The 20,661-nt window shown below is 47.7% G+C and carries 15 protein-coding genes and 1 riboswitch; of the genes, 8 read left to right on the top strand and 7 right to left on the bottom strand.

Annotated elements, in window-relative coordinates:
- Positions 1–107: 107 nt before the first annotated feature.
- The 5 genes from ACTQ53_RS10250 to ACTQ53_RS10230 all read left to right on the top strand — a co-directional run bounded on the left by ACTQ53_RS10250 (position 108) and on the right by ACTQ53_RS10230 (position 5,245).
- Entirely contained in the window at positions 108–851 is a 744-nt protein-coding gene (locus ACTQ53_RS10250; protein ID WP_441932955.1) for a hypothetical protein, read from the top strand.
- A 41-nt stretch (positions 852–892) separates the two neighbouring features.
- On the top strand, positions 893–2,416 hold the full coding sequence (locus ACTQ53_RS10245; protein WP_441932954.1) for a sensor histidine kinase: 1,524 nt from the start codon (positions 893–895) through the stop codon (positions 2,414–2,416).
- A 74-nt stretch (positions 2,417–2,490) separates the two neighbouring features.
- Positions 2,491–3,222, top strand: coding sequence for a response regulator transcription factor (locus tag ACTQ53_RS10240; RefSeq protein WP_441932953.1), 732 nt, complete (start codon positions 2,491–2,493; stop codon positions 3,220–3,222).
- A gap of 6 nt (positions 3,223–3,228) precedes the next feature.
- A complete protein-coding gene (locus ACTQ53_RS10235; protein ID WP_441932952.1) occupies positions 3,229–4,422 on the top strand; it encodes a glycerate kinase family protein in 1,194 nt (397 codons plus the stop codon).
- A 145-nt stretch (positions 4,423–4,567) separates the two neighbouring features.
- Positions 4,568–5,245, top strand: coding sequence for an HAD family hydrolase (locus ACTQ53_RS10230; RefSeq protein WP_441932951.1), 678 nt, complete (start codon positions 4,568–4,570; stop codon positions 5,243–5,245).
- Between the two features lie 182 nt (positions 5,246–5,427).
- Here ACTQ53_RS10230 and bglX read toward each other — a convergent pair whose 3' ends face one another.
- Positions 5,428–7,770 carry a beta-glucosidase BglX gene (bglX, locus tag ACTQ53_RS10225; RefSeq protein ID WP_441932950.1) on the bottom strand — a complete coding sequence of 781 codons (2,343 nt, stop codon included), beginning with the start codon at positions 7,768–7,770 and terminating at the stop codon, positions 5,428–5,430.
- A 151-nt stretch (positions 7,771–7,921) separates the two neighbouring features.
- Positions 7,922–9,619 carry an energy-dependent translational throttle protein EttA gene (gene ettA, locus ACTQ53_RS10220; protein ID WP_441932949.1) on the bottom strand — a complete coding sequence of 566 codons (1,698 nt, stop codon included), beginning with the start codon at positions 9,617–9,619 and terminating at the stop codon, positions 7,922–7,924.
- Between the two features lie 112 nt (positions 9,620–9,731).
- Positions 9,732–9,984: riboswitch (cobalamin riboswitch) on the top strand.
- A gap of 106 nt (positions 9,985–10,090) precedes the next feature.
- Between ettA and ACTQ53_RS10215 the strand changes: the two genes are divergently transcribed.
- From ACTQ53_RS10215 to ACTQ53_RS10205, 3 genes are all read left to right on the top strand, one after another.
- Positions 10,091–12,196 carry a TonB-dependent receptor plug domain-containing protein gene (locus ACTQ53_RS10215; protein WP_441932948.1) on the top strand — a complete coding sequence of 702 codons (2,106 nt, stop codon included), beginning with the start codon at positions 10,091–10,093 and terminating at the stop codon, positions 12,194–12,196.
- Positions 12,197–12,237: 41 nt separating this feature from the next.
- Positions 12,238–13,389, top strand: coding sequence for a YncE family protein (locus ACTQ53_RS10210; protein WP_441932947.1), 1,152 nt, complete (start codon positions 12,238–12,240; stop codon positions 13,387–13,389).
- A 625-nt stretch (positions 13,390–14,014) separates the two neighbouring features.
- Positions 14,015–14,668 (top strand): MgtC/SapB family protein, encoded by a 654-nt coding sequence (locus tag ACTQ53_RS10205; RefSeq protein WP_153125516.1) that lies wholly within the window; start codon positions 14,015–14,017, stop codon positions 14,666–14,668.
- A 116-nt stretch (positions 14,669–14,784) separates the two neighbouring features.
- Here ACTQ53_RS10205 and ACTQ53_RS10200 read toward each other — a convergent pair whose 3' ends face one another.
- The 5 genes from ACTQ53_RS10200 to ACTQ53_RS10180 all read right to left on the bottom strand — a co-directional run bounded on the left by ACTQ53_RS10200 (position 14,785) and on the right by ACTQ53_RS10180 (position 20,245).
- A complete protein-coding gene (locus ACTQ53_RS10200) occupies positions 14,785–15,573 on the bottom strand; it encodes a class I SAM-dependent methyltransferase (protein WP_441932946.1) in 789 nt (262 codons plus the stop codon).
- A 102-nt stretch (positions 15,574–15,675) separates the two neighbouring features.
- Positions 15,676–16,914, bottom strand: a complete 1,239-nt coding sequence (locus ACTQ53_RS10195) for an ABC transporter permease (RefSeq protein WP_295404276.1) — start codon at positions 16,912–16,914, stop codon at positions 15,676–15,678.
- Positions 16,915–17,069: 155 nt separating this feature from the next.
- Positions 17,070–17,843 (bottom strand): ABC transporter ATP-binding protein, encoded by a 774-nt coding sequence (locus ACTQ53_RS10190; protein WP_117662095.1) that lies wholly within the window; start codon positions 17,841–17,843, stop codon positions 17,070–17,072.
- 138 nt (positions 17,844–17,981) lie between these two features.
- On the bottom strand, positions 17,982–19,316 hold the full coding sequence (locus tag ACTQ53_RS10185) for a TolC family protein (RefSeq protein ID WP_295345870.1): 1,335 nt from the start codon (positions 19,314–19,316) through the stop codon (positions 17,982–17,984).
- 263 nt (positions 19,317–19,579) lie between these two features.
- Positions 19,580–20,245, bottom strand: a complete 666-nt coding sequence (locus tag ACTQ53_RS10180; RefSeq protein WP_441932945.1) for a DUF4476 domain-containing protein — start codon at positions 20,243–20,245, stop codon at positions 19,580–19,582.
- Positions 20,246–20,661 lie beyond the last annotated feature (416 nt).

Genomic DNA, 20,661 nt, shown 5'->3' with positions numbered 1-20,661 from the left:
AATTTTGATTATCAAGTCTTATCAGAAGTGTTATTTAGTCTTATCAAATCAGAAATAATTTCCTGAAAAGTATCTTACTTATCTTCTTTTTTATTACTTTTGCAAGCATGAAAGAGAAACGAAGAATATTCATATTGGCAGTTGTGGCTTGCTTTTGTACATTGGTAATGCAAGCGCAGGAAGTGAAGAGTGTTTCTTTGGATTCCGTTCCGAAGGCATCTTTACCTAAGGAAGGTATGTCGTTTAAGGAAGGTATGTCGTTGGAATATTCTCGTCCTTCGCTCGGTGGTTTTCCTGTACTTCAAGGCAAATTTTATTACTCTGAATCGAATGCACCTTGGATGTCGGAAGAAGGAAAACCTTTGGAGATTGCGCCGAATGCAATACCTCATATTTCTCTTCCTTCCCCGAATTTGGGTACGATGGCGGTATATTCTTCGGGTATTGAAGTCCCAGGACTGATGAATAGGCAGACTGCAGGGGTTGTTTATCAACAAAATTTCGGGCGTTTTGTTTTTTCTCCTTATGTCGGGATAGAAAAGATAAACACGGGAGTATATGGATTTGGCAATCTCACCAAAGCTTCTTTTGGTGGACGAATGGCTTATCAGGTAAACGACTGGCTCACAGTGGGATTCTATGGACAATATGTTCCAACGAAAACCTCTGATCCTCGAAGCGTCATCATGTCTCCTTTCAATCCCAAAAGCAGCTATGGTGGCTTCATGGAAGTGATGTTCAATCAACATTGGGGGATAGGAGCCAAGATGGGACGAGAGTTTGCGCCACAAAAGAATGGTAAATGGGGATGGAAGAATACCACGGAGGTTTATCCGATTTTCAGAAAATGAGTATTTAATTCATCTGGAAAAATCTTTAATACAAGGAAAGAATGAAGTTACATCTTAAATACATAGTTACGCTCGTCATCACGGCTCTGGTCTGCATCTTCGCATATCAGACCTATTGGCTCGTGGGGCTTTATCAGTCTCAGGAAAAGGAGGTTGAAGCAAAAATCAAGGGTGGAATGGAGTACGCTCACTTCATGGAGATGAAGAAGCGAATCGAACGATTGCGCAATGATGATAAAGGGCCTCATAGACAACTGACGGGTTCTGTTGCTTTTTCTATGGATGAAGACGATGATATTGATCAAAAGGTAAAGGTGAAAAAGGTTCGTGGAGGAAAGATCGTTCAGTCTGTTCAAACAACTTTTACCAAGCAAGAGAAGCGTAGTGAAGATGACAAGGACCAGGAATTGATGATGATGATGTCGGGCAAGCTGGCAACTATGGTACAACAGGCACTGTTTGGCAAATTGAATGAAATCGCCAAACCTGACATCAATGACTATGACAGTGCATGGGTTGCCAAGATGCTTTCAGACAGTTTGTTGGTGGGCGACGATATTCATCCGCTTCCGCATCAGATTCAGCTTTTTGCAGGAAAGAAGGTTTTGGCGAAAGTGACGACGAAGGGGTATGTGCCTTCCGCCAATGCCAAGCAATACCAATATGTGGTTTGTAATGAGGGGGAGGCGAATGAGGAGAAATATGTCCTTAGCCTAGAGCCGCTTACGATGACTGTGCTCAGCCAGATGGCAGGCATCCTTGCCACATCGCTCTTCATCATGCTTATCCTGGCTTTCGTCTTCTGGTTCCTTATTCATACGATGCTCAAGCAGAAGACGCTTGATGAGATGAAGAGTGATTTTACCAATAATATCACGCACGAATTGAAGACTCCGATAGCAGTAGCCTATGCTGCCACCGACTCCCTTCTGAACTACGGAATGCTCCAGCATCCTGATAAGGCGCGCAAGTATCTCACCATCGCCCAGAAGCAGTTGCAGACGCTCAGCGGATTGGTGGAACAGATTCTGTCGATGAGTATGGAACGACGGAAATCGATGCTTCTCAATATCGTGGAAGTTCCAATGAAGGAGGTGATTGAACCATTAATCTCCCAGCATCAGCTGAAAGTGAAATCAGGAGTAAGAACGGATAAAAAGGTGAATATTTCGTTGTCCGTAGAACCGGAAAATCTGATGGTTCATGCCGACCGGATGCATTTCTCAAACATCGTGAGCAATCTCATAGACAATGCCATCAAGTATTCTGAAGATAGCGTGAAGATAGAAATCAAGGCTTTCCAAAAAGCCGAGGATGAAGTGCTGGTTTCCGTATCAGATAATGGAATCGGTATTGCCCACGATAAATTGCCTTATATTTTCGACAAGTTCTATCGGGTGACGGATGGCAATAAATATACGGTTAAGGGCTATGGTCTCGGGCTTTTCTATGTCAAGAGCCTGATGGAGAAAATGGGTGGTTCTGTTTCCGTAGAAAGCGAGCCGGGAAAAGGAAGCTGCTTTACCCTGCATTTTCTTAAAGGTAAAAAGGTAAAAAGAACATAGTCCCCTTTGCACCCCCGTTCCCAGCGATTCCATCGCTGGTCCCCCAAGTCTTAATCTTAAAGGTAAAAGAAGCAATGAATAAGATAAAAGTATTACTGGTAGAAGACGAAACATCCTTGGCGATGATTCTGAGCGACACCTTGGAGGCACAGGGCTTCGAGATGCGCACGGCGCATGATGGCGAAGAGGGGCTTCGTATGTTTGATGACCAGAAGCCTGATGTGCTGGTTGCGGATGTGATGATGCCCAAAATGGATGGTTTCGAGATGGTGCGCCGTATCCGCAAGACGGATTCCCGTACTCCTGTGCTTTTCCTCACAGCTCGTTCGGCGGTGAATGATGTGGTAGAGGGATTTGAATTGGGTGGCAATGATTATCTGAAGAAGCCGTTTGCCATCCAGGAGCTCATCGTCCGTATCAAGTCGCTTTGTCATCGGGCTTCAGTAGGAAATATTTCTTCTGAAGAACAGGAAGGGGGGAATGTTTCTCCTGATAATCCGGATGCTGCTGATCAATGGCTCTCCATCGGTCGTTATCGCCTGAATGTTACCAGTCAGATTCTGCAGTTGGATGGTAAAGATACAGAACTGTCACATCGTGAATCAGAAATCCTTCGCATGCTTGTGGAGAGCAAGAACAATGTGGTAGAGAGCAAGGATATTCTCCTGAAACTTTGGGGTGATGACAGCTTTTTCAATTCCCGCAGTCTCCATGTTTTCATCACCAAGCTCCGCCACAAGTTATCTGCCGATGAAAATATCAGAATCATCAATTTGAGGGGAATTGGGTATAAAATGATTTATTAGAGAAAAATGACAATGGTTAAAAAGAAGAAGATAATAATTGCTTGCGACTCTTATAAGGGCTGCCTTTCGAGCAGAGAGGTGAATGAGGCGATTGCTTCGGGTGTAAAGGAATGGAATGCGGATGATGCTTCTCCCGAAATAAAGAAATTGTCTCCTGATGCTGCTTCTGAAATAAAGATATTGGATTCAGAAGATGCTTCTCCCGAAATCATTACCCTGGAAATGAGTGATGGGGGAGAGGGAATGCTCAATGCTTTTCTCTCGGCGATGAAGGGAGAGCGAGTGAGGATTCATGCCCATGATGCGCTGATGAGATGGATTGAGGCGGAATACGGAATCGTGGATGATACCGCGATTATCGAGATTGCGCAGACCGCAGGACTGGCTCTGATTGAGCCAGAACAGCGCAACCCGATGAAGGCTACTTCCTGGGGCGTTGGCGAGATGATTATGAATGCTTATCGCCGGGGCGTGCGCCATTTCATCGTGGGCTTGGGCGGAAGCGCCACATCCGATTGTGGCATCGGAATGCTTAAGGCGATGGGCGACGACTGGAAGGAAATCCGCCAGGAATGCAGTTTTGTGCTGGCTTCAGATGTTACCAATCCGCTCTGTGGTGAAAATGGGGCGGCTCATGTCTTTGCGCCTCAGAAGGGAGCAGATGCTAAGATGGTGCAGATGCTGGATGATAGGGCAAGGAAGTTTGCCGAGGTAAGCTCCAGGCATTTCGGATATGATAGGAGTGAGGTTCCCGGAGCTGGTGCAGCCGGAGGTTTGGGCTATGCTTTCCTGCAATATTTCAATGCTGAGGCTCGTCCTGGGGCTGAGCTTCTCTTGGATGAGATTGAGTTTGATGCGCTCATTCAGGATGCTGATCTCGTGATTACGGGCGAGGGACATAGTGATAAACAGACCTTGATGGGGAAACTGCCGCAAAGGATTCTGGAGCATGTTCTGAAGTGTAAGGAATCGGATAAAAGCCATGTGGCTTGCTCACAGCTTGCCGGGGATTGCAAATCCCCGGAATCTTCTTTCCCCCTTGTGTGGCTCGTGTCGGGTGGCGTGAGCGACAGGCAGACGATGCTGGATGCAGGATTTGATAGGGTTATTCAGGTTACTCCGGAAGGAATGCCGCTGGATGAGGCGATGAAGCCGGATGTGGCCCGTAACAACATCATAAAAGTGATAAAGAACAAATAAAACAAGAGAACTTTCGCATGTGGTTCTAGATGGGCTAAAAGCTCAAAAGCTCCTGCAAGACTCTCGCCCTTTACCTTTCCCTTCGGTCGGTGACCGTTGGTTCAGGGCGTGTAGAGCTTGCATGCGAAATTAGAACAAGAAAGTAATGAAGTATATAATTTTTGATTTTGATGGAACCATCGGCGATTCGCAGAGTCTCATTGTGAAGACCTTGCAGGATACGATGCGGGCAAGAAAACTGGAAGTGAAATCGGATGAGGCTTGTGCCAAGACCATCGGTTTAAGACTGGATGAGGCTTTCATCTCGCTCTTCGGAATGAGTGCTGAGGAAGGAATGGAATGTGCGGCAACCTATCGCGAAATCTTCCTGGATAACAAGAAGACGATGATCGTGCAGCCCTTCCCTCATGTAATAGAAACTCTGAGAGAATTACATCGCCAGGGTTTTATTCTGGGTATGGCAAGCAGCCGCAACCATTGCTCGCTCGACGGATACGTGAAGCAGATGCAGCTGGAAGATATTTTCTCTTCTATTGTGGCTGGCGATGATGTAGAGCATGTGAAGCCAGCACCCGACATGGTTTTCATGGCTTTGGGAGAAATGAAGGGAATGAAGAATCCCGTAACTTCAGCAGAATCAGGAGATGTGGAGGATTTGCTTGATGAAGTCTTGGTGGTTGGTGACATGACCTTTGATGTAGATATGGCTCACAATGCCGGTTGCAAGGCCTGTGCCGTAACTTACGGAAACGGAACCCGCGAGCAGTTGGCTTCTGCCGAATTTATCATTGATGATTTTGCAGAACTCCTGGGGCTGGTCTGAGATTAATTACAGAATTGTCGTATGTGGAGAAGTTAATGGAAATTAGGAAAGTAAGAGGGAAGTTAAGGGACAAATGTCCTACGTTTTACACCGGAAGACTATTGTCTCTTAACTTCCCGAACGACTGTAGGGAGTGATAACTTCTTTAACTTCAACCAATTTCCTCATTTGAGAAACTTGATTTATTTTACAGTGAGGTTCTGTGTCTTTACCTCTTTACTGTTTCCTCCCACCATAATCTGGAAGTCGCCTGGTTCAATCACATGCTTTAATTCTGCGTTATAGAATTTGAGCATTTCAGGAGTGATATCGAAGCTGATTTCCCTACTTTCTCCTGCAGCCAGATGGATTCGCTGGAAACCTTTCAGCTCCTTGACTGGGCGAGAGATGCTGGCTACCATATCACGGATATAGAGCTGAACTATCTCGTCGGCATCTCGGCTACCTGTATTCTTTAAGTTGATGGTGGCGGTAATCTTCCAGTCATCCGTATTGACTTCATGGCTGCTTAGCTTCAAATCGCCATACTCGAAAGTGGTGTAGCTCAATCCATAGCCGAATGGATAGAGAGGACCATTGCTTACATCCAGACAATTGCTGGCAAACTTGGCAAATTTCTGATTGTCATCTGGTACTGGTCTTCCCGTATTCTGATGATTGTAATAGAGAGGCTCCTGTCCGGTTGTCTTTGGCATGGAAGTGGTGAGCTTACCCGATGGCGATTTGTCGCCGAAGATGACATCGCAAAGTGCGTCTCCCACTTCAGAACCACCAAACCATACGTTCATGATGGCAGGAATGTGTTCTTTCTCCCATGACAAAACCGTAGGACGACCGGCAAAGTTGAGCAATACGATAGGCTTACCCGTCTTTGCGAGTTCTGCCAGAAGTTCCTGTTGCACATCAGGCATTTCCAGATTAGTGCGGCTTGCGCATTCACCGCTCATGTCGGCTGTTTCGCCCATAGCGCATACTATTACGTCTGCTTCCTTTGCTATCTGCAGTGCCTCGTTCTTCATCTTTACCTCATCTCCCCAGGCTATAGACTTGCCCAGTTCGCCGTTCTTCTGAAGTTCATGGTTGCGCCAGATATTGCTACCTTGAGCATATAATAAGGTGGCTTTGCCATTGAGCGCTTTCTCCATCGCCTCCTTGATGGTGGTGTATTTCTCAGGAGCTTGAGCTACACTCCATGTGCCGGCAATATTGTTGCGGGTATCTGCAAGAGGACCAATCAGAGCTATCTTTCCCTGCTTCTTCAGAGGAAGAAGATTTCCTTCATTTTTCAGAAGCACGAAAGTCTCGGCTGCTACGTCGCGAGCTATCTGTCGGTTTTCGGCAGAGTAGATGTCGGTCTTGTTTCGCTTGGTATTGCAGTAGCGGTAAGGATTGCTGAACAATCCCAGTTTGTATTTTGCCTCGAGGATGCGTCGGCAGGCGATGTTGATATCTTCCTCTGTCACCTTGCCCTCAGCCACGCTTTGTGCCAGATGCTTGACGAAGGCATTGGAGCACATATCCATATCCGTGCCTGCCAGGAGTGCCTGTTCTGATGCTTCTTTCAGATCCTTGGCAGTGCCGTGGTTCAGAATCTCGGCGATAGATGCATAATCTGTTACGAGAAAGCCCTTGAATCCCCATTGTTTTCTCAAAACATCAGTCATCATCCAGTGGTTGGCGGTGGCAGGGGTGTAATCTATCAGGTTGAACGAAGACATTACGCTGCCTACGCCAGCCTTTACTACGGCTTCGTAAGGAGGCAAGTATTGGTTCATCATACGTATGCGACTCATATCTACTGTATTGTATTCCTTGCCGCTCTCCACGGCTCCGTAGAGGGCAAAGTGCTTGAGACAAGCCATGATTCTATCGGCTTTCAATATCTCCTCTGTGCGCATATCGGCGCCCTGGTAACCCTGTGTGAGTGCGGCACCCATCACGCCGCTCAGGTAAGGATCCTCTCCGTTACCCTCGCTGATTCGTCCCCATCGGGCGTCGAGTGCAATATCTACCATGGGCGAGTAAGTCCAGTTGATTCCTGCAGCACTGGCTTCCTTAGCCGATACTTCGCCTACCTTCTTCATCGCTTCTGTATCCCAGGAGCAGGAGAGGGCGAGAGGGATAGGGAACATAGTCTCGTAACCATGGATTACGTCCATGCCCACCAGCAGCGGAATGCCCAGACGGCTATTCTTGATGGCGATGTCCTGGAGAGCCTTGATCTTGTCGAGTCCCTTGATGTTGAATACGCCGCCCATGTTGCCTTTTGCAATGTCGCCACCCACCTGGGTGTTCAGGGCTCCACCGGTAGTGATGTCGCCAGCCACCATCAGGTTGAGCTGACCGATTTTCTCCTGCAGGGTCATCTTTGCCATCAGCTGGTCGATATACTCCTTCATCGGCAGGATTTTACTTTTTTGAGTTGTAGTTGCAACTTTCTTCTTGCTTGCAGGTGTATGTGCGATGGCAGGAACCATCAGCGAGCCAGCCAGCAGAAATGATAGAGATATGAATGCTGCTCTCATATTTATATTGTTAGTTTAAAACGTTTATATTGTTAGTTTTTAAAATCTTAGAAGCAGAGTGCTGCTTATGGATGATGGTGTTTACACCAGTTGCTGGAATAAAAAAGGAGAAGACCCGATGGGGGCTTCTCCTTTTTATTTCTCCATCAACTTATTCCTCCATCAACTTGCGATAGCGACCTTTCTTGATCTCTGTATCGCCCAGGCGGCGCGCCTTGTTGATTTCATACTCAGAATAGCTGCCCTCGAAGAAGAAGACCTCACCATTGCCCTCGAAGGCAAGAATGTGGGTACAGATTCGGTCGAGGAACCAGCGGTCGTGGCTGATAACCACAGCACAACCGGCAAATGCTTCCAAACCTTCCTCCAAGGCACGCAGTGTGTTCACGTCGATATCGTTGGTTGGCTCATCGAGGAGCAACACATTACCTTCCTGCTTCAATGCCAAGGCCAACTGCAGACGGTTGCGCTCACCACCCGAGAGAACACTGCAGAGCTTGCTCTGGTCGGTGCCCGAGAAGTTGAAACGGCTGATATAAGCACGTGCATTCACGTCTCTGCCACCCAGACGCAAGGTTTCGTTGCCCTGGGAAATCACCTCGTAAACGGTCTTCTGAGGGTCGATGTCCTTGTGCTGCTGGTCAACATAAGCCAGCTTCACGGTCTCACCCACCTCGAATGTGCCGCCATCTGCCTGATCCAAGCCCATGATGAGGCGGAAGAGGGTAGTCTTGCCGGCTCCGTTAGGACCAATCACACCTACGATGCCGTTAGGAGGAAGCATGAAGTTGAGGTCGTTGAAGAGAACCTTCTCGCCGAACGCCTTTTTAACGTGCTGAGCCTCAATCACCTTGTTGCCCAGACGAGGACCGTTAGGGATGAAGATTTCCAGCTTCTCCTCGCGCTCCTTCTGCTCCTGGTTGAGCATCTGCTCGTAAGAGTTCAGACGAGCCTTACCCTTAGCCTGACGGGCCTTAGGTGCCATGCGAACCCATTCCAACTCGCGCTCCAATGTCTTGCGGCGCTTAGAGGCAGTCTTCTCCTCCTGAATCATTCGCTTGGTCTTCTGGTCGAGCCATGAAGAGTAGTTGCCCTTCCATGGAATACCCTCGCCACGGTCCAACTCCAGAATCCACTCGCTCACGTCGTCGAGGAAGTAGCGGTCGTGGGTTACGGCGATTACGGTACCCTCATACTGCTGCAGGTGCTGCTCCAGCCAGTCGATGCTCTCAGCATCCAGGTGGTTGGTTGGCTCATCGAGCAGGAGTACATCCGGCTTCTGCAGGAGCAGGCGGCAGAGAGCCACGCGGCGGCGCTCACCACCCGAGAGATTGGTAACAGGCCAATCGCCAGGAGGGCAATGTAGGGCAGCCATCGCACGCTCCAGCTTGGAGTCGATGTTCCAGGCATCAGTAGCATCAATGATATCCTGCACCTCAGCCTGACGCAGCATCAGCTTGTCCATCTTATCAGGGTCTCCGTAATATTCTTCGAGACCGAACTTATTGTTGATGTCCTCGTATTCTGCGAGTGCATCATAGATTTTCTGCACACCCTCCATCACGTTTTCCTTCACGGTCTTGTTCTCGTCGAGCGGAGGATCCTGAGGCAAGTAGCCCACAGAGTAGCCTGGGCTCCAAACCACCTCACCCTGGGTAGGTTGCTCAAGTCCTGCGATGATTTTCATCAACGTAGATTTACCGGCACCGTTCAAACCGATGATGCCGATTTTTGCTCCGTAGAAGAACGATAGGTAGATGTTCTTCAGAATCTGTTTCTGGTTTTGTGGGATAATCTTAGATACGCCCACCATCGAAAAGATAATCTTCTTGTCGTCAACTGTTGCCATATAATATTAAAATGTATGATTTTTAATTTTTCCGCAAATTTAAGAAGAAAATCGCAAATTACCAAATAAAAAGCGCATGAAGTTAGCTGTTAATTCATTTTTTTATCGTACCTTTGCACTCGCAATTGGTTTGCTGCCACCTTCTGCCGCCTCAGGCAGGATGAGTGCGTAGTGATTAAAAGGGAATCGGGTGAGAAGCCCGGACAGTCCCGCTGCTGTAAGCGTCTTATTGCGGCAAGCACCATGGTCACTGACATTTTTTCGGGAAGACCGCTTGCCATGAGTTTTGCATCTTTTTATGTTTACATAGAGTAAGATGCTGGGAGGACGCAAGTCAGAAGACCTGCCGTTGCCATCGGAAACAATATGATGAAAGAGTGTCTTTAGGATAAGAGATTTCGATGATTCTATCCAACCCCGTGGGATGGGTTCGTGATGGAGACACAGATAATAATATAAAAGATAGAATGAATGAAGGCATTGAGGATATTTTGTCTCGGTGGCTTGCTACTGTTGTATGCACAAGTGGGTATGGGGCAAGATTCCATTCGTACCGAGCACTTGCAGGAAGTAAAAGTGAATGCTCGGCAGCACTGGATACTTACGAGCACATCGCCTCTCCAGCTTTTGGACAAGGGGGATATGTTGAGGCTTGGCGTTACGGATATGGCCGACGCTTTGCACCGCATGCCAGGCATCAATCTGCGCGACTATGGTGGGGCAGGAGGAATGAAAACGGTAGCTGTGCGTGGATTCGGAGCGGGACATACGGGAGTGAGTTACGATGGTGTGCTGCTCAGCGAATGTCAGGGCGGCGAAATTGATGTGTCCCGTTATTCGCTTGACCAAGTGCAGACATTGCGACTCACCATTGGTGACAACGACGACATTTTCATTTCGGCTCGGCAAGCCTCGGTGGCAGCTTTACTTGCCATCGAGACCATGAGCGAGATTCCCATCGACAAGCAGCCTCACCTCTCTACTCAGTTGCAGGTGGGATCCTTCGGATATGTCTCGCCTTATCTGCGCTATGTGCAGAGATTGTCTGATAGGTTCACCCTCCAGGCGATGGGTGAGTACACCTATGCCGAAAACAACTATCCTTTCCTCTTGCGCAACGGTAAATATACTACCCATGAGCGAAGAACCAACAGCCGGATGAACTCGGGGCATGGCGAACTGAATATGCACTGGATGATGGGCAGACGATCCGATGGCATGAGCCGGAACCAATTGTGGGCAAAGCTCTACTATTATGACAACGACCGACAGTTGCCAGGCATCGTGAGATTTTATACCGATGTAACAGCCGAACAGTTGCACGACCGCAACGCCTTTGCTCAGGCGAGATGGCAAGCCAGAAGTCTTGATGACCGTTGGATGCTGAAGGTGCAAGCCAAGATGAACTGGGCGAGTTCTGCCTATCAGGACACGCTCGTGGCAAATCGGCGCAATGATGCTACCTACTGGCAGAGGGAATATTATACTTCGGCAGCACTGATGTGGATGCCGGATGATGGCTGGGCGGTGGATTACTCTGCCGACTGGATGATGAACTCGCTCAACAGCACCCTCGCCACCGATCTGCGACCTCATCGACATGGCATCCTGCAGTCGCTCTCTGCCCGATATGCGAAGGGAAGATGGGTAGCTCTAGCCAGAATGCTGGCTTCGGTTTACCTCAACAGCGTGGGGCGCAAGATAGAGACTCAGCCAGGCAGTGCCAATCCTACCAAGGCAGGACAGGCTGCCAAGGATGCACGCCGGCTTTCGCCATCGCTTTCGCTTTCTTATCGGCTCCTGGGGAATGGTACTGCCAGCGATGAACTTTATCTCAGGGCTTCGTACAAGGACATCTTCCGGGTTCCTACTTTCAACGAGAACTATTTCTTCCATTACGGAAGTTCTGATCTGAAGCCTGAGAAAACCCGACAGTTGAATATCGGGCTTACGTGGAAAAAAACTTCTTCAGAAGATGGGGGAAACGGCGAATCCCTGCGTTACAGGGGATGGAATCTTCAAGCAACGCTGGACGGCTACAACAATCGGGTGACCGACAAGATTGTGGGCGTTCCTTACAATATGTTCGTTTGGCGTACCGTAAACCTGGCACGGGTTGATGTCGTTGGCGTGGATGCTTCTTTGCGTGGCACTTGGCAGATGGCTCCGGGGCAGCAACTCTCGCTGCAAGGGTCGTATAGCTACCAGCATGTGGTGAACCATACCGACCGCTCGTCCAAATATTATGGCAATCAAGTAGCCTATATCCCTCTGCACTCGGGCAGTATTGCTTTGGGGTGGGAGAATCCCTGGGTGAATGTCTCACTCCATGGACAGGGAATGAGCAAGCGATGGGCCAACAATGAGCATTATGAAGGCACCGAAGTGGATGGCTACTGGGACATGGGGTTGACGCTCTATCGTCAGCTGGACGGACTGAGTCTTTTGGGGAAATCCCTGAGAGGTGTGAAGGTCAGGATGGATGTGAAGAACCTGCTGTCGGAGCAGTATGAACTTGTAGGGCATTATCCGATGCCTCGCCGCAGCTGGATGTTAAGCATCGGATATAACTTCTAGATAGTAACAAAGTAGATTCAAATATAAACTGAAAAAAGACAATGAAAAAGTATTTATTAGGTTTGGCGGTGCTCTTGATGGGTACTGCAGTGATGACATCATGTAGCGACGACAACGATGGTCCTGAGACTTATCTCCAGGTGTATAGTACGGGCGCTTATGTCGTGAATTCAGGTAACATGTATAACAAAATTGAGAGCTCTCTCACAGCCATCGACTATGCTTCAAGCACAGCCACACAGAACGTATTCAAGGCTGCTAACGGTCGTTCGCTCGGTAATACTGCCAACGACGGTATCGTTTATGGCAACAAGATTTATCTTGCCGTAGACCAGAGCAACACCATCGAGGTAATCGACAAGAAAACCAAGCAGAGTATCAAGCAAATCAAAACCACAGAGTTGCTAGGCAATGCTGAGGGTGCAGAGCCTCGCCATATCATCGCCGACGGTGGCAAGGTTTATTTCACCACATACGGTGGCTATGTAGCAGCCGTGGACACCACAAGCTTTGCTCTTCAAAAGAAGTGGCAGGTGGGCAGCTATCCAGAGGGCATGGTCATCGCCCATGGCAATATCTATGTAGCCAACAGCAACTATGGTGCTGGTGGTGGCAACATCTCTTGCATCAATCTTTCCAACGACAATGTAGAGACTAAGAATATCGAGGGCGTGAACAATCCTACCAGCATCTATTATGCATCTAATGTTTTGTATGTTCTCGACAACCAGTATTATGATGCTTCTTATAATGCTTATGGCGAGAATGCCCTACGTGCAGTGAGTTTCGCCGAGGGTAAGTCACAGAAGGTGGCAGACGGCAACTATGCTGTATGCGTAACCCCTGGGGCTACAACACGTATGCAGGCGGCTCATCCTTATTTCTATGTGCTCAATGCACCTTATGGCGGCACTCCTAGCGTGAGTGCGCTTGCAGCAGGAAGTACACAAGCACAGGCGATGACGCTCTCTGAGATGCCTGTGAGCCCATGCGGCATTTTCGCCGATCCATTGAACGGTCATATCTTCGTGCTCTCTTATAAAATGGGCGATAATGGCTATGCCGACTATAATGGCAATGGCTACGTAGTGGAGTATGACAGCGCTGGTCAGAAGCAGCATGAGTATGAGACTGGCGTAGGTTCTTGCGCTATGTTCTTTGACTCTGCCTACAAGACAGCATACGCAGAATAAGATGTCGCGAGACAGATGATTATATAACTTATCCAATCCATGGGGAAGTGTCGTTTCGGCGCTTCCCTTTTTTATGTGTGTCGGACAAAGTATATTTTTTCTCTAAATTAATGCCACATCTATCACACTTGCACTTAACTATTTGATTATAAACTGATAACGCGTGGCAATAAGCGCTTTTTTATTGCCACCTTATTGCCACGCATTGCCACGGTAAAGAAGAAATTACGTCCCGATGTAGCATCTGATACGTCCCGACGTAATAACCGTTATGTCCCGACGTACAGTCAGATACGTCGCGATGCAGTTTCCAGAACGTCCTGGCTGCCATCTGGTAAGGCTTTTCCAACTTTAAGTGAGTCTCTTTTGGACTTCAAGTAAGCCTCTTTTGAACTCCAAATGAGCCTCACTTGAATTGTACGTAAGTGTTATTCCAACTTTACGTAAGTGTTCTTTATCGGTAAATAACTCTCCGTCGGTAGAGGAATTAGACTTGGCTGCAATACGCTTTTTTCTTGAATTACCAAGGAAAAAAATATTTTCGTCATAAAATCAATAGATTTATTTTGTATTGTCTTCGAATTATATTATCTTTGCAAGCAAACTTTAAAAGAAAGGATATTTTATGGATGCAACTTATATTGACCTGACCATTCGCCTGTCTCTCGCCCTGCTTTTAGGAGGTGCGATAGGAATAGAGCGAGAATATCGTGCCAAGGAGGCTGGTTTCCGTACTCACTTTCTCGTGGCATTGGGAAGTGCGCTCTTCTGTGTTGTTTCCCAGTATGGATTTGGATTTGATTTAAAGGATTCTTCCCGTGTGGCTGCGCAGGTGGTTTCGGGCATTGGATTCCTGGGCGCCGGAACGATTATCTTCCAGAAGAACGTAGTGAGAGGTCTTACCACGGCGGCTGGTTTGTGGGTGACAGCGGCTATTGGTCTGGCGTGCGGTACGGGAATGTATATGGCTGCAGCTATTACCACGGCGATGGTGCTGCTGGGACTGGAAGTATTGAACTACTGGATTCCGCAGTTGGGAACAACTACCGTCGACTTGACCTTCTCCGCGCCATCGCGTGAAAGCGTGAAGGAGTTTATCAAGCAAATCAAGCAGAAAGGCCTGGAAGTTCATTCCTATGAGCTGAAAGAGCGCCGCTTCTCGAAGGAGGAATTCCTGGAAGCGAACATAGAAATCAAGGCAAAGCGCGATTTCCACACCATGGAGATTCTTGATTACATGAAAGATTTCTCGGATGTCACGATTTCAACGATAAAATAAAATAGGTTAGGAGGAAAAAATGAAGGAGCCAAGAACATTTGTCTTAGCTTCTTCACTTTTTTATGATGTTTTTTAGAAAATCCTTTTATGAAGTTTCAAAAAATCCTTTGAAATCATTAGAAAAACCTAGCCAGATAGTCATAATGCTCGCCTTCTTCCACGAGTTCACCATGCAACCCGCAGGTTTCGGCAATGGACTTGAGTAATGGGAAATCTACGTAGAGCCAATCGAAACGGTCGCCTTTTACATTCTTGTAAATCATCTGATAATCCACTTCTCCGTAATAGGCTCCATTCAGATTGATGTCGAAACTTCCATCCTCATTCTCGTAGATATATTTCAGATCAGAGGAATCGATGAGAATCTGACCGCCCGGATTCAGCAACGCTTTCAGACGCAGGAAGAGAGCAGGGAGATTTTCTATTTTTCCGGCAATTCCCGTTCCGTTCATCAGAAGGAGAATCGTATCGAAACCGCCTTCAAACTGTTCCTGGTTCTCTTCGGAATGAGTCTCCTGGTGCTCTCTGGAATGATTCCCACTGCTCAGATGCGGATCGAAGAGATTGATGCATTCCGCATCCTTCACCCCTCTCAGCTTCATCGCTTCGCAGCTCAAGGGCGAAATATCAATCGCCTTCACCGCCAGTCCCTTCTTCTGAAGTTCGAGCGTATGGCAACCGCTTCCGGCACCGATATCCAGCACCCGTCCCTTGGCTAGCTGCAGGGCTTTCTGCTCCAGCATCGGCATTTCCCGGGTGCTTCTGAACAGATGTTTCACTGGCATTTCGTCTTCCTCGAACATCGAAGAGAGCACTCTCAGTCGGGCTGCTTTCCCATGCTGCTGGAAGTCGAGAATAGCTGCGCCCATCGGGTCTTTATCTGCTGATAATATTTCTGTATTCATTTTCTTTCTATCTGTTTTATCTTAAGTTTATTGAATTCTTCTGCAAAAATACAATAAAGTTTGGATAAAACAGATATATTTCAGAAAAAACTAATCAGTTTTTTACTCGTATCTGATTGCCTCGATAGGGTCGAGTCTTGCAGCCTTCTTTGCCGGATACCAGCCGAAGAAGACGCCCGTGAAGGTACAGACGGCGAAGCTCATGATGATGCTCCAAGGCTCTATCTGAGTGGCAATATGCAGGAAGGCATTCAGACTCAGCGACAGACTCACTCCCAATATCACTCCGATGATTCCGCCGGTCACTGAGAGCAGAATCGCCTCGATGAGGAACTGGTTCAGAATATCGATACCCCTGGCTCCCACACTCATTCGGAGACCGATTTCGCGGGTTCGCTCGGTAACTGAAACGTACATGATGTTCATGATTCCAATACCGCCCACCAACAGGGAGATTCCAGCCACACTACCCAAAAGGATGGTGATGGTGGACATGGTGGAATTCATCATGCTGGAGATTTCCTCCTGCGAACGGATGTTGAAATCATCCTCATCTGCCTCGGTGGTCTCGGTGGCGTCCTTCAGCTTATGGTTGCGACGGAGGATTTCTGAAATCTGATCCTGAGCCGGCTGAGATGCTTCCTCGGTAATGGCAGAACATACGATTCCGCCCAGATAGGTCTGTGCCAGGATTCGCTTCATCACGGTGGTGTATGGGGCGAGTACGAGGTCATCCTGGTCCATTCCCATGGAGTTGTAACCCTTCTTCTGGAGCACACCTACTACACGGAACGGGATGCTGTTGAAACGTACTACCTTGCCGATCGGGTCGCTGCCGTCGGGAAAAAGATAATCCACTACGGTCTGACCCAGGATGCAGACCTTGGCAGCTGCCTTGATGTCGGTATCGGTAAACATTTCTCCATCTGCCACCTTCAGCTGTCGGATGCTCAGGTAGTCCTGATTCACGCCATAGATGGAACTCTGCGTATTGTTATTGCCATAAATCCACTGTCCCGAACTGTTTACGGTAGGCGAAATGGCACTGATGTAATTACAATCCTCCTTGATGCTCTGGTAGTCTGCCTGCTTCAGGGTCTCCATCGAGGAAGCATCCTGTCGCACACCGCCTCTCATGTCTGCACCCGGCGAAATCATAATCATATTACTACCCATCTCGGCGATGTTCGCCTTGATGCTCGCCTTACTACCCTGTCCGATGGCAAGCATCGTAATCACGGCTGCAATACCGATGATGATGCCCAGGGCTGTGAGGAAGGAGCGCATCTTGTTGGCTGCTATCGCTCGAAGGGCTATCTTTAAAAGATTCTGATAATTCATTTACTTTGAACTTATTTACTTTGAACTTTGAGCTTTGAGCTTTGAACTTTATGATTAGTAAAGCTGTTGAATTCTTCACTCTTCACTCTTCACTCTTCATTCTTCACTTCTTCATTCTTCACTCTTCGTTCTTCACTCTTCGTTCTTCACTTCCCTTATTCGTCCGTATTGGCTGGCAGGGCGGCAAGGCCTTCTGCTGCCGAAAGGATGTTGTCATTATAGGTATCGCTGATGATATGTCCGTCGCGCAATTCTATGTTGCGGCTGGAATATTTGGCGATATCCGGGTTGTGGGTTACGAAGATGATGGTTCTGCCCTCAGCATAGAGCTTCTGGAAGAGAACCAGGATCTCGAAGCTGGTTCTCGTATCCAGATTACCCGTTGCCTCGTCGGCGAGAATCACGGCAGGATTGTTCACCAGCGCACGGGCGATGGCTACACGCTGCATCTGTCCACCCGACATCTGGTTGCTCTTATGGTAGAGTCTCTCGCCCAATCCTACAGCCTTCAGAGCTTCGATGGCACGCTGCTTGCGCTCTTCTGCGCTGATGGCAGGATTGTACATCAGCGGCAGCTCTACATTCTCTACGCTCGTGGTCTTTGGCAGGAGATTGTAGTTCTGGAAGATGAAGCCGATCTTGCGGTTGCGCAGGATGGCTCTGTCGTTACGGCTCATCTTGCGCACGCTCACGCCATCCAGGTAATATTCACCCTTGGAAGGGGTGTCGAGGCAGCCCAGCTGGTTGAGCAGGGTGGATTTGCCGGAACCCGACTTACCCATGATGGTGACGAACTCGCCCTCGTAGATCTTGAAGCTTACGCCTTTCAGGGCGTGGACGGTTTCATCACCCACAAGAAAGTCGCGACGCACGTTGTCGAGCTCTATCACCACTTTCTTGTTCTCGTTGTTATTTGATGTTTCAGACATAATTTTTCTTTTATGGGATTTGATAGGAGTTAAGGAGTTAAAGGAGTTATCGCTCCCTGCGGTCGCTGAGGAGTTAAGACAATAGTCTTTTGGCGTAGTTTTCAAGCAGCAAAACATATGTCTTAACTCCTTAACTCCTTAAATATGTCCCTCCTTATAGAATTTCAACATATTGATATTGAGGATGGCGAGGTATTTGGCCTGGAGCTCGTTCTGCTTCGCCTTGAGCAGGTTATCCTTTCCTGTTCGGAGCTCAACGATATTCTTCAATCCCAGCTTAAACTGCTCGCTCAGCAGATCGTAACTGGTCTGAGCACTCTCGCTGCTAACCTTAGCCGCCTTGAACTGACTCTGGTTTGTTGTTGCCTGCAACCAGTAATTCTCAATGGTAGAATAGAGCTGAGTCTGCTGGTTCTTCAGGTCGAGCTGAATGCTTTCGCGCTGAATCAACGCTTTGTTCACCTGTGTCTTGGTAGAGCGGTTCTCAAAGAGAGGAATGCTGACACCAATGCCGCCTCCAACATTGAAGTTGGTCTTCAGCTGCTTGCCCAAGCTTGTACTGTTCATGGAAGTATTGCTGGTTGTAATACCACCGTTGGCGCTGATGGTAGGCAGTTTGCCCGCCTTTGCAATCTTGATGCTCAAATCGTTCTGTGCCAATTGATTCTGGAAGGTCTTGAACTCAGGACGATTGTCGAGTGCAGCTTCATAAATACCATTCAGGGCAGGAACCGCAGCGAGTGCCATCTCATCGGTAGTGTTAGGAATCTCGATGTCGAACGCCTCATCGCTTGTAATCTGAAGCAGTTCTTTCAGCTGTCGCTTGTAGTTCTTCACATTGCTTTCAGCCTGTACGATGTTGAATTCATCCTGTGCTCTCTGAGCGGTGAGCTGTGCCAGATCAGCCTTGCTCATCTTTCCAATTTTCACCATCTCCTTGCCCCGTTCTTCGTTCTGCAAGCTCGACTGATAGCTCTCCTTGTTCACCTGGATAGCCTCAGTAGAATAGAGAATCTGAACATAGAGCTGTGCAATCTGTTCCTGCAGCTTGATAGCCTGAGTGGCAGAATCAAGGTCGGCAGCCTCGGCAGCAAGTTTGTTCAGCTTAATCTGATTGTGATTCTTGTTTCCGTTCCAGATGGTGTAGTTTCCCGATACGGAATAATTTCCATTGTAATAAACCTTGTCTATACTTGCTCTCGAGAAACCGTCTCCGCTGATTCCGCTAGCTACCCACGGCGTATAGTTCACGCTTTGGTTGGTGCTGGCGCTGAGCGACGGAAGCAGAGCAGCTTTCGACTGCAGATAATCTTCTTGGGCGCTGGCCTTGGTGAGTTGCGTCTTCTGAAGAGCGATGTTGTTGGCAAGCGCATAGTCGATACAGTCTTTCAGCGACCATTGTTTTGCCTGCGTAGCCAATGGTGCCGCCACAAGAAGCAGAGCAGCCATTGCGTTTTTTACTTTTCCGTTCATAATCTTCTTCTATTTTCTTTTTATCCCGTTTTATTTATTTCAGAAAGATATTAATCTGATTGCATTTAGACGGAAAAGTTTATCTTAAAGTTTCAATTTTAACAATCCTTGTGATTTTTGTAAAAAATGGAAAGGGAGGGGGAAAGAAAAATCCGTGGTTATCTGGTATCCGTTAGGCGTCCTGCCGGATTTGCAATCCGGCATCAAAAAATGACCTAACCTTTTATACTCTGTGGATTTGCAATCCGCATCAATCACCTTATTTATTTGCTATTTCTGATGATTTCCTCAGCTTTTTCCTTTTCGCTGTCAAAGCTGAATACTTTATAGATGAGGCCTGTATTCTGAAGATCCACGATATGTGGCGCCATCATTTTGAGCGCTTTCAGCTGTTCGTCGTCGAAAGGGAATATCTTCATGATGCGGACCACCTGGGCGCAGGAATAATAGCAGCCGAGGCTTGCCACATCTATCAGGTCGAACTTGTTGTCGTTGAAGCTTGCTTGCTTTACCTTATTATATAGTTTGGAGAAGGAAGCATCATCGAGGCTGTAGCCGTAATCCATTCTGTCATCGGGATCACATCTTCCATCGTAGAGGGGTGGAGTAGGGTGTTGAGGCTGCTGAGCATTCGACTGCTGGCTGTTCGGTTCTATGATCCTCGTGTTGTATTGCACCACCTTCCCGTTTCTGTCGAAGAAAACCGTGATGTACTTGGAATCTCCAAACAGATAATTATATTTGTCATATTCCCATTTGTCCCCGTACATGTCGAAACTGGTGAGCTTAGGTTCTCCAAGAATGGCGATTACCTCCTGCTTGGTCATTCCCCGCTCCACGTTTCTTTTTCCCTTAGCCGAAGCTGACAAGCATACGGCAAACATCAATATACTAGTGGCGATAAGCGCCATTACTTCATTTCTTTTCATAAGCGATACTGTTTTTGAAAGTTATAATCTTGAGCCCCTTTAAAAAAGAGTGCTCGGTCATTATCTTGTTTGCGCCTGCAAAAGTACTACTTTCTTCCGAAAAGAAACGAGAAGGATTCCCTAAAGTAGAAGGGGAAATCCCTATTCAAGCAATGGGAAGCGTTTGATCAGATTCAGTGACCTGGAATAGAAGTATAAGGAGTCTGTTTCTAGAACCTTCTGACTACAGTGAGCAGACCTGCTGAGCATAGTCAGCAGGTCTGCTCACTGTAGTCGGAAGGTCTGCTGAGCCTAGTGACAACCCTCTTTAGTTGTACGACTATACACCCTTTAGTTGTACGACTATACACCCTTTAGTTGTACGACTATACACCCTTTAGTTGTACGACTATACACCCTTTAGTTGTACGACTATA

The sequence above is a fragment of the Prevotella sp. Sow4_E9_plate genome (genome assembly GCF_052116205.1).
Classification (GTDB): Bacteria; Bacteroidota; Bacteroidia; order Bacteroidales; family Bacteroidaceae; genus Prevotella.
Note: the sequence above shows the minus strand (reverse complement) of the source record. Positions and strands in the feature narration are given on the sequence as shown.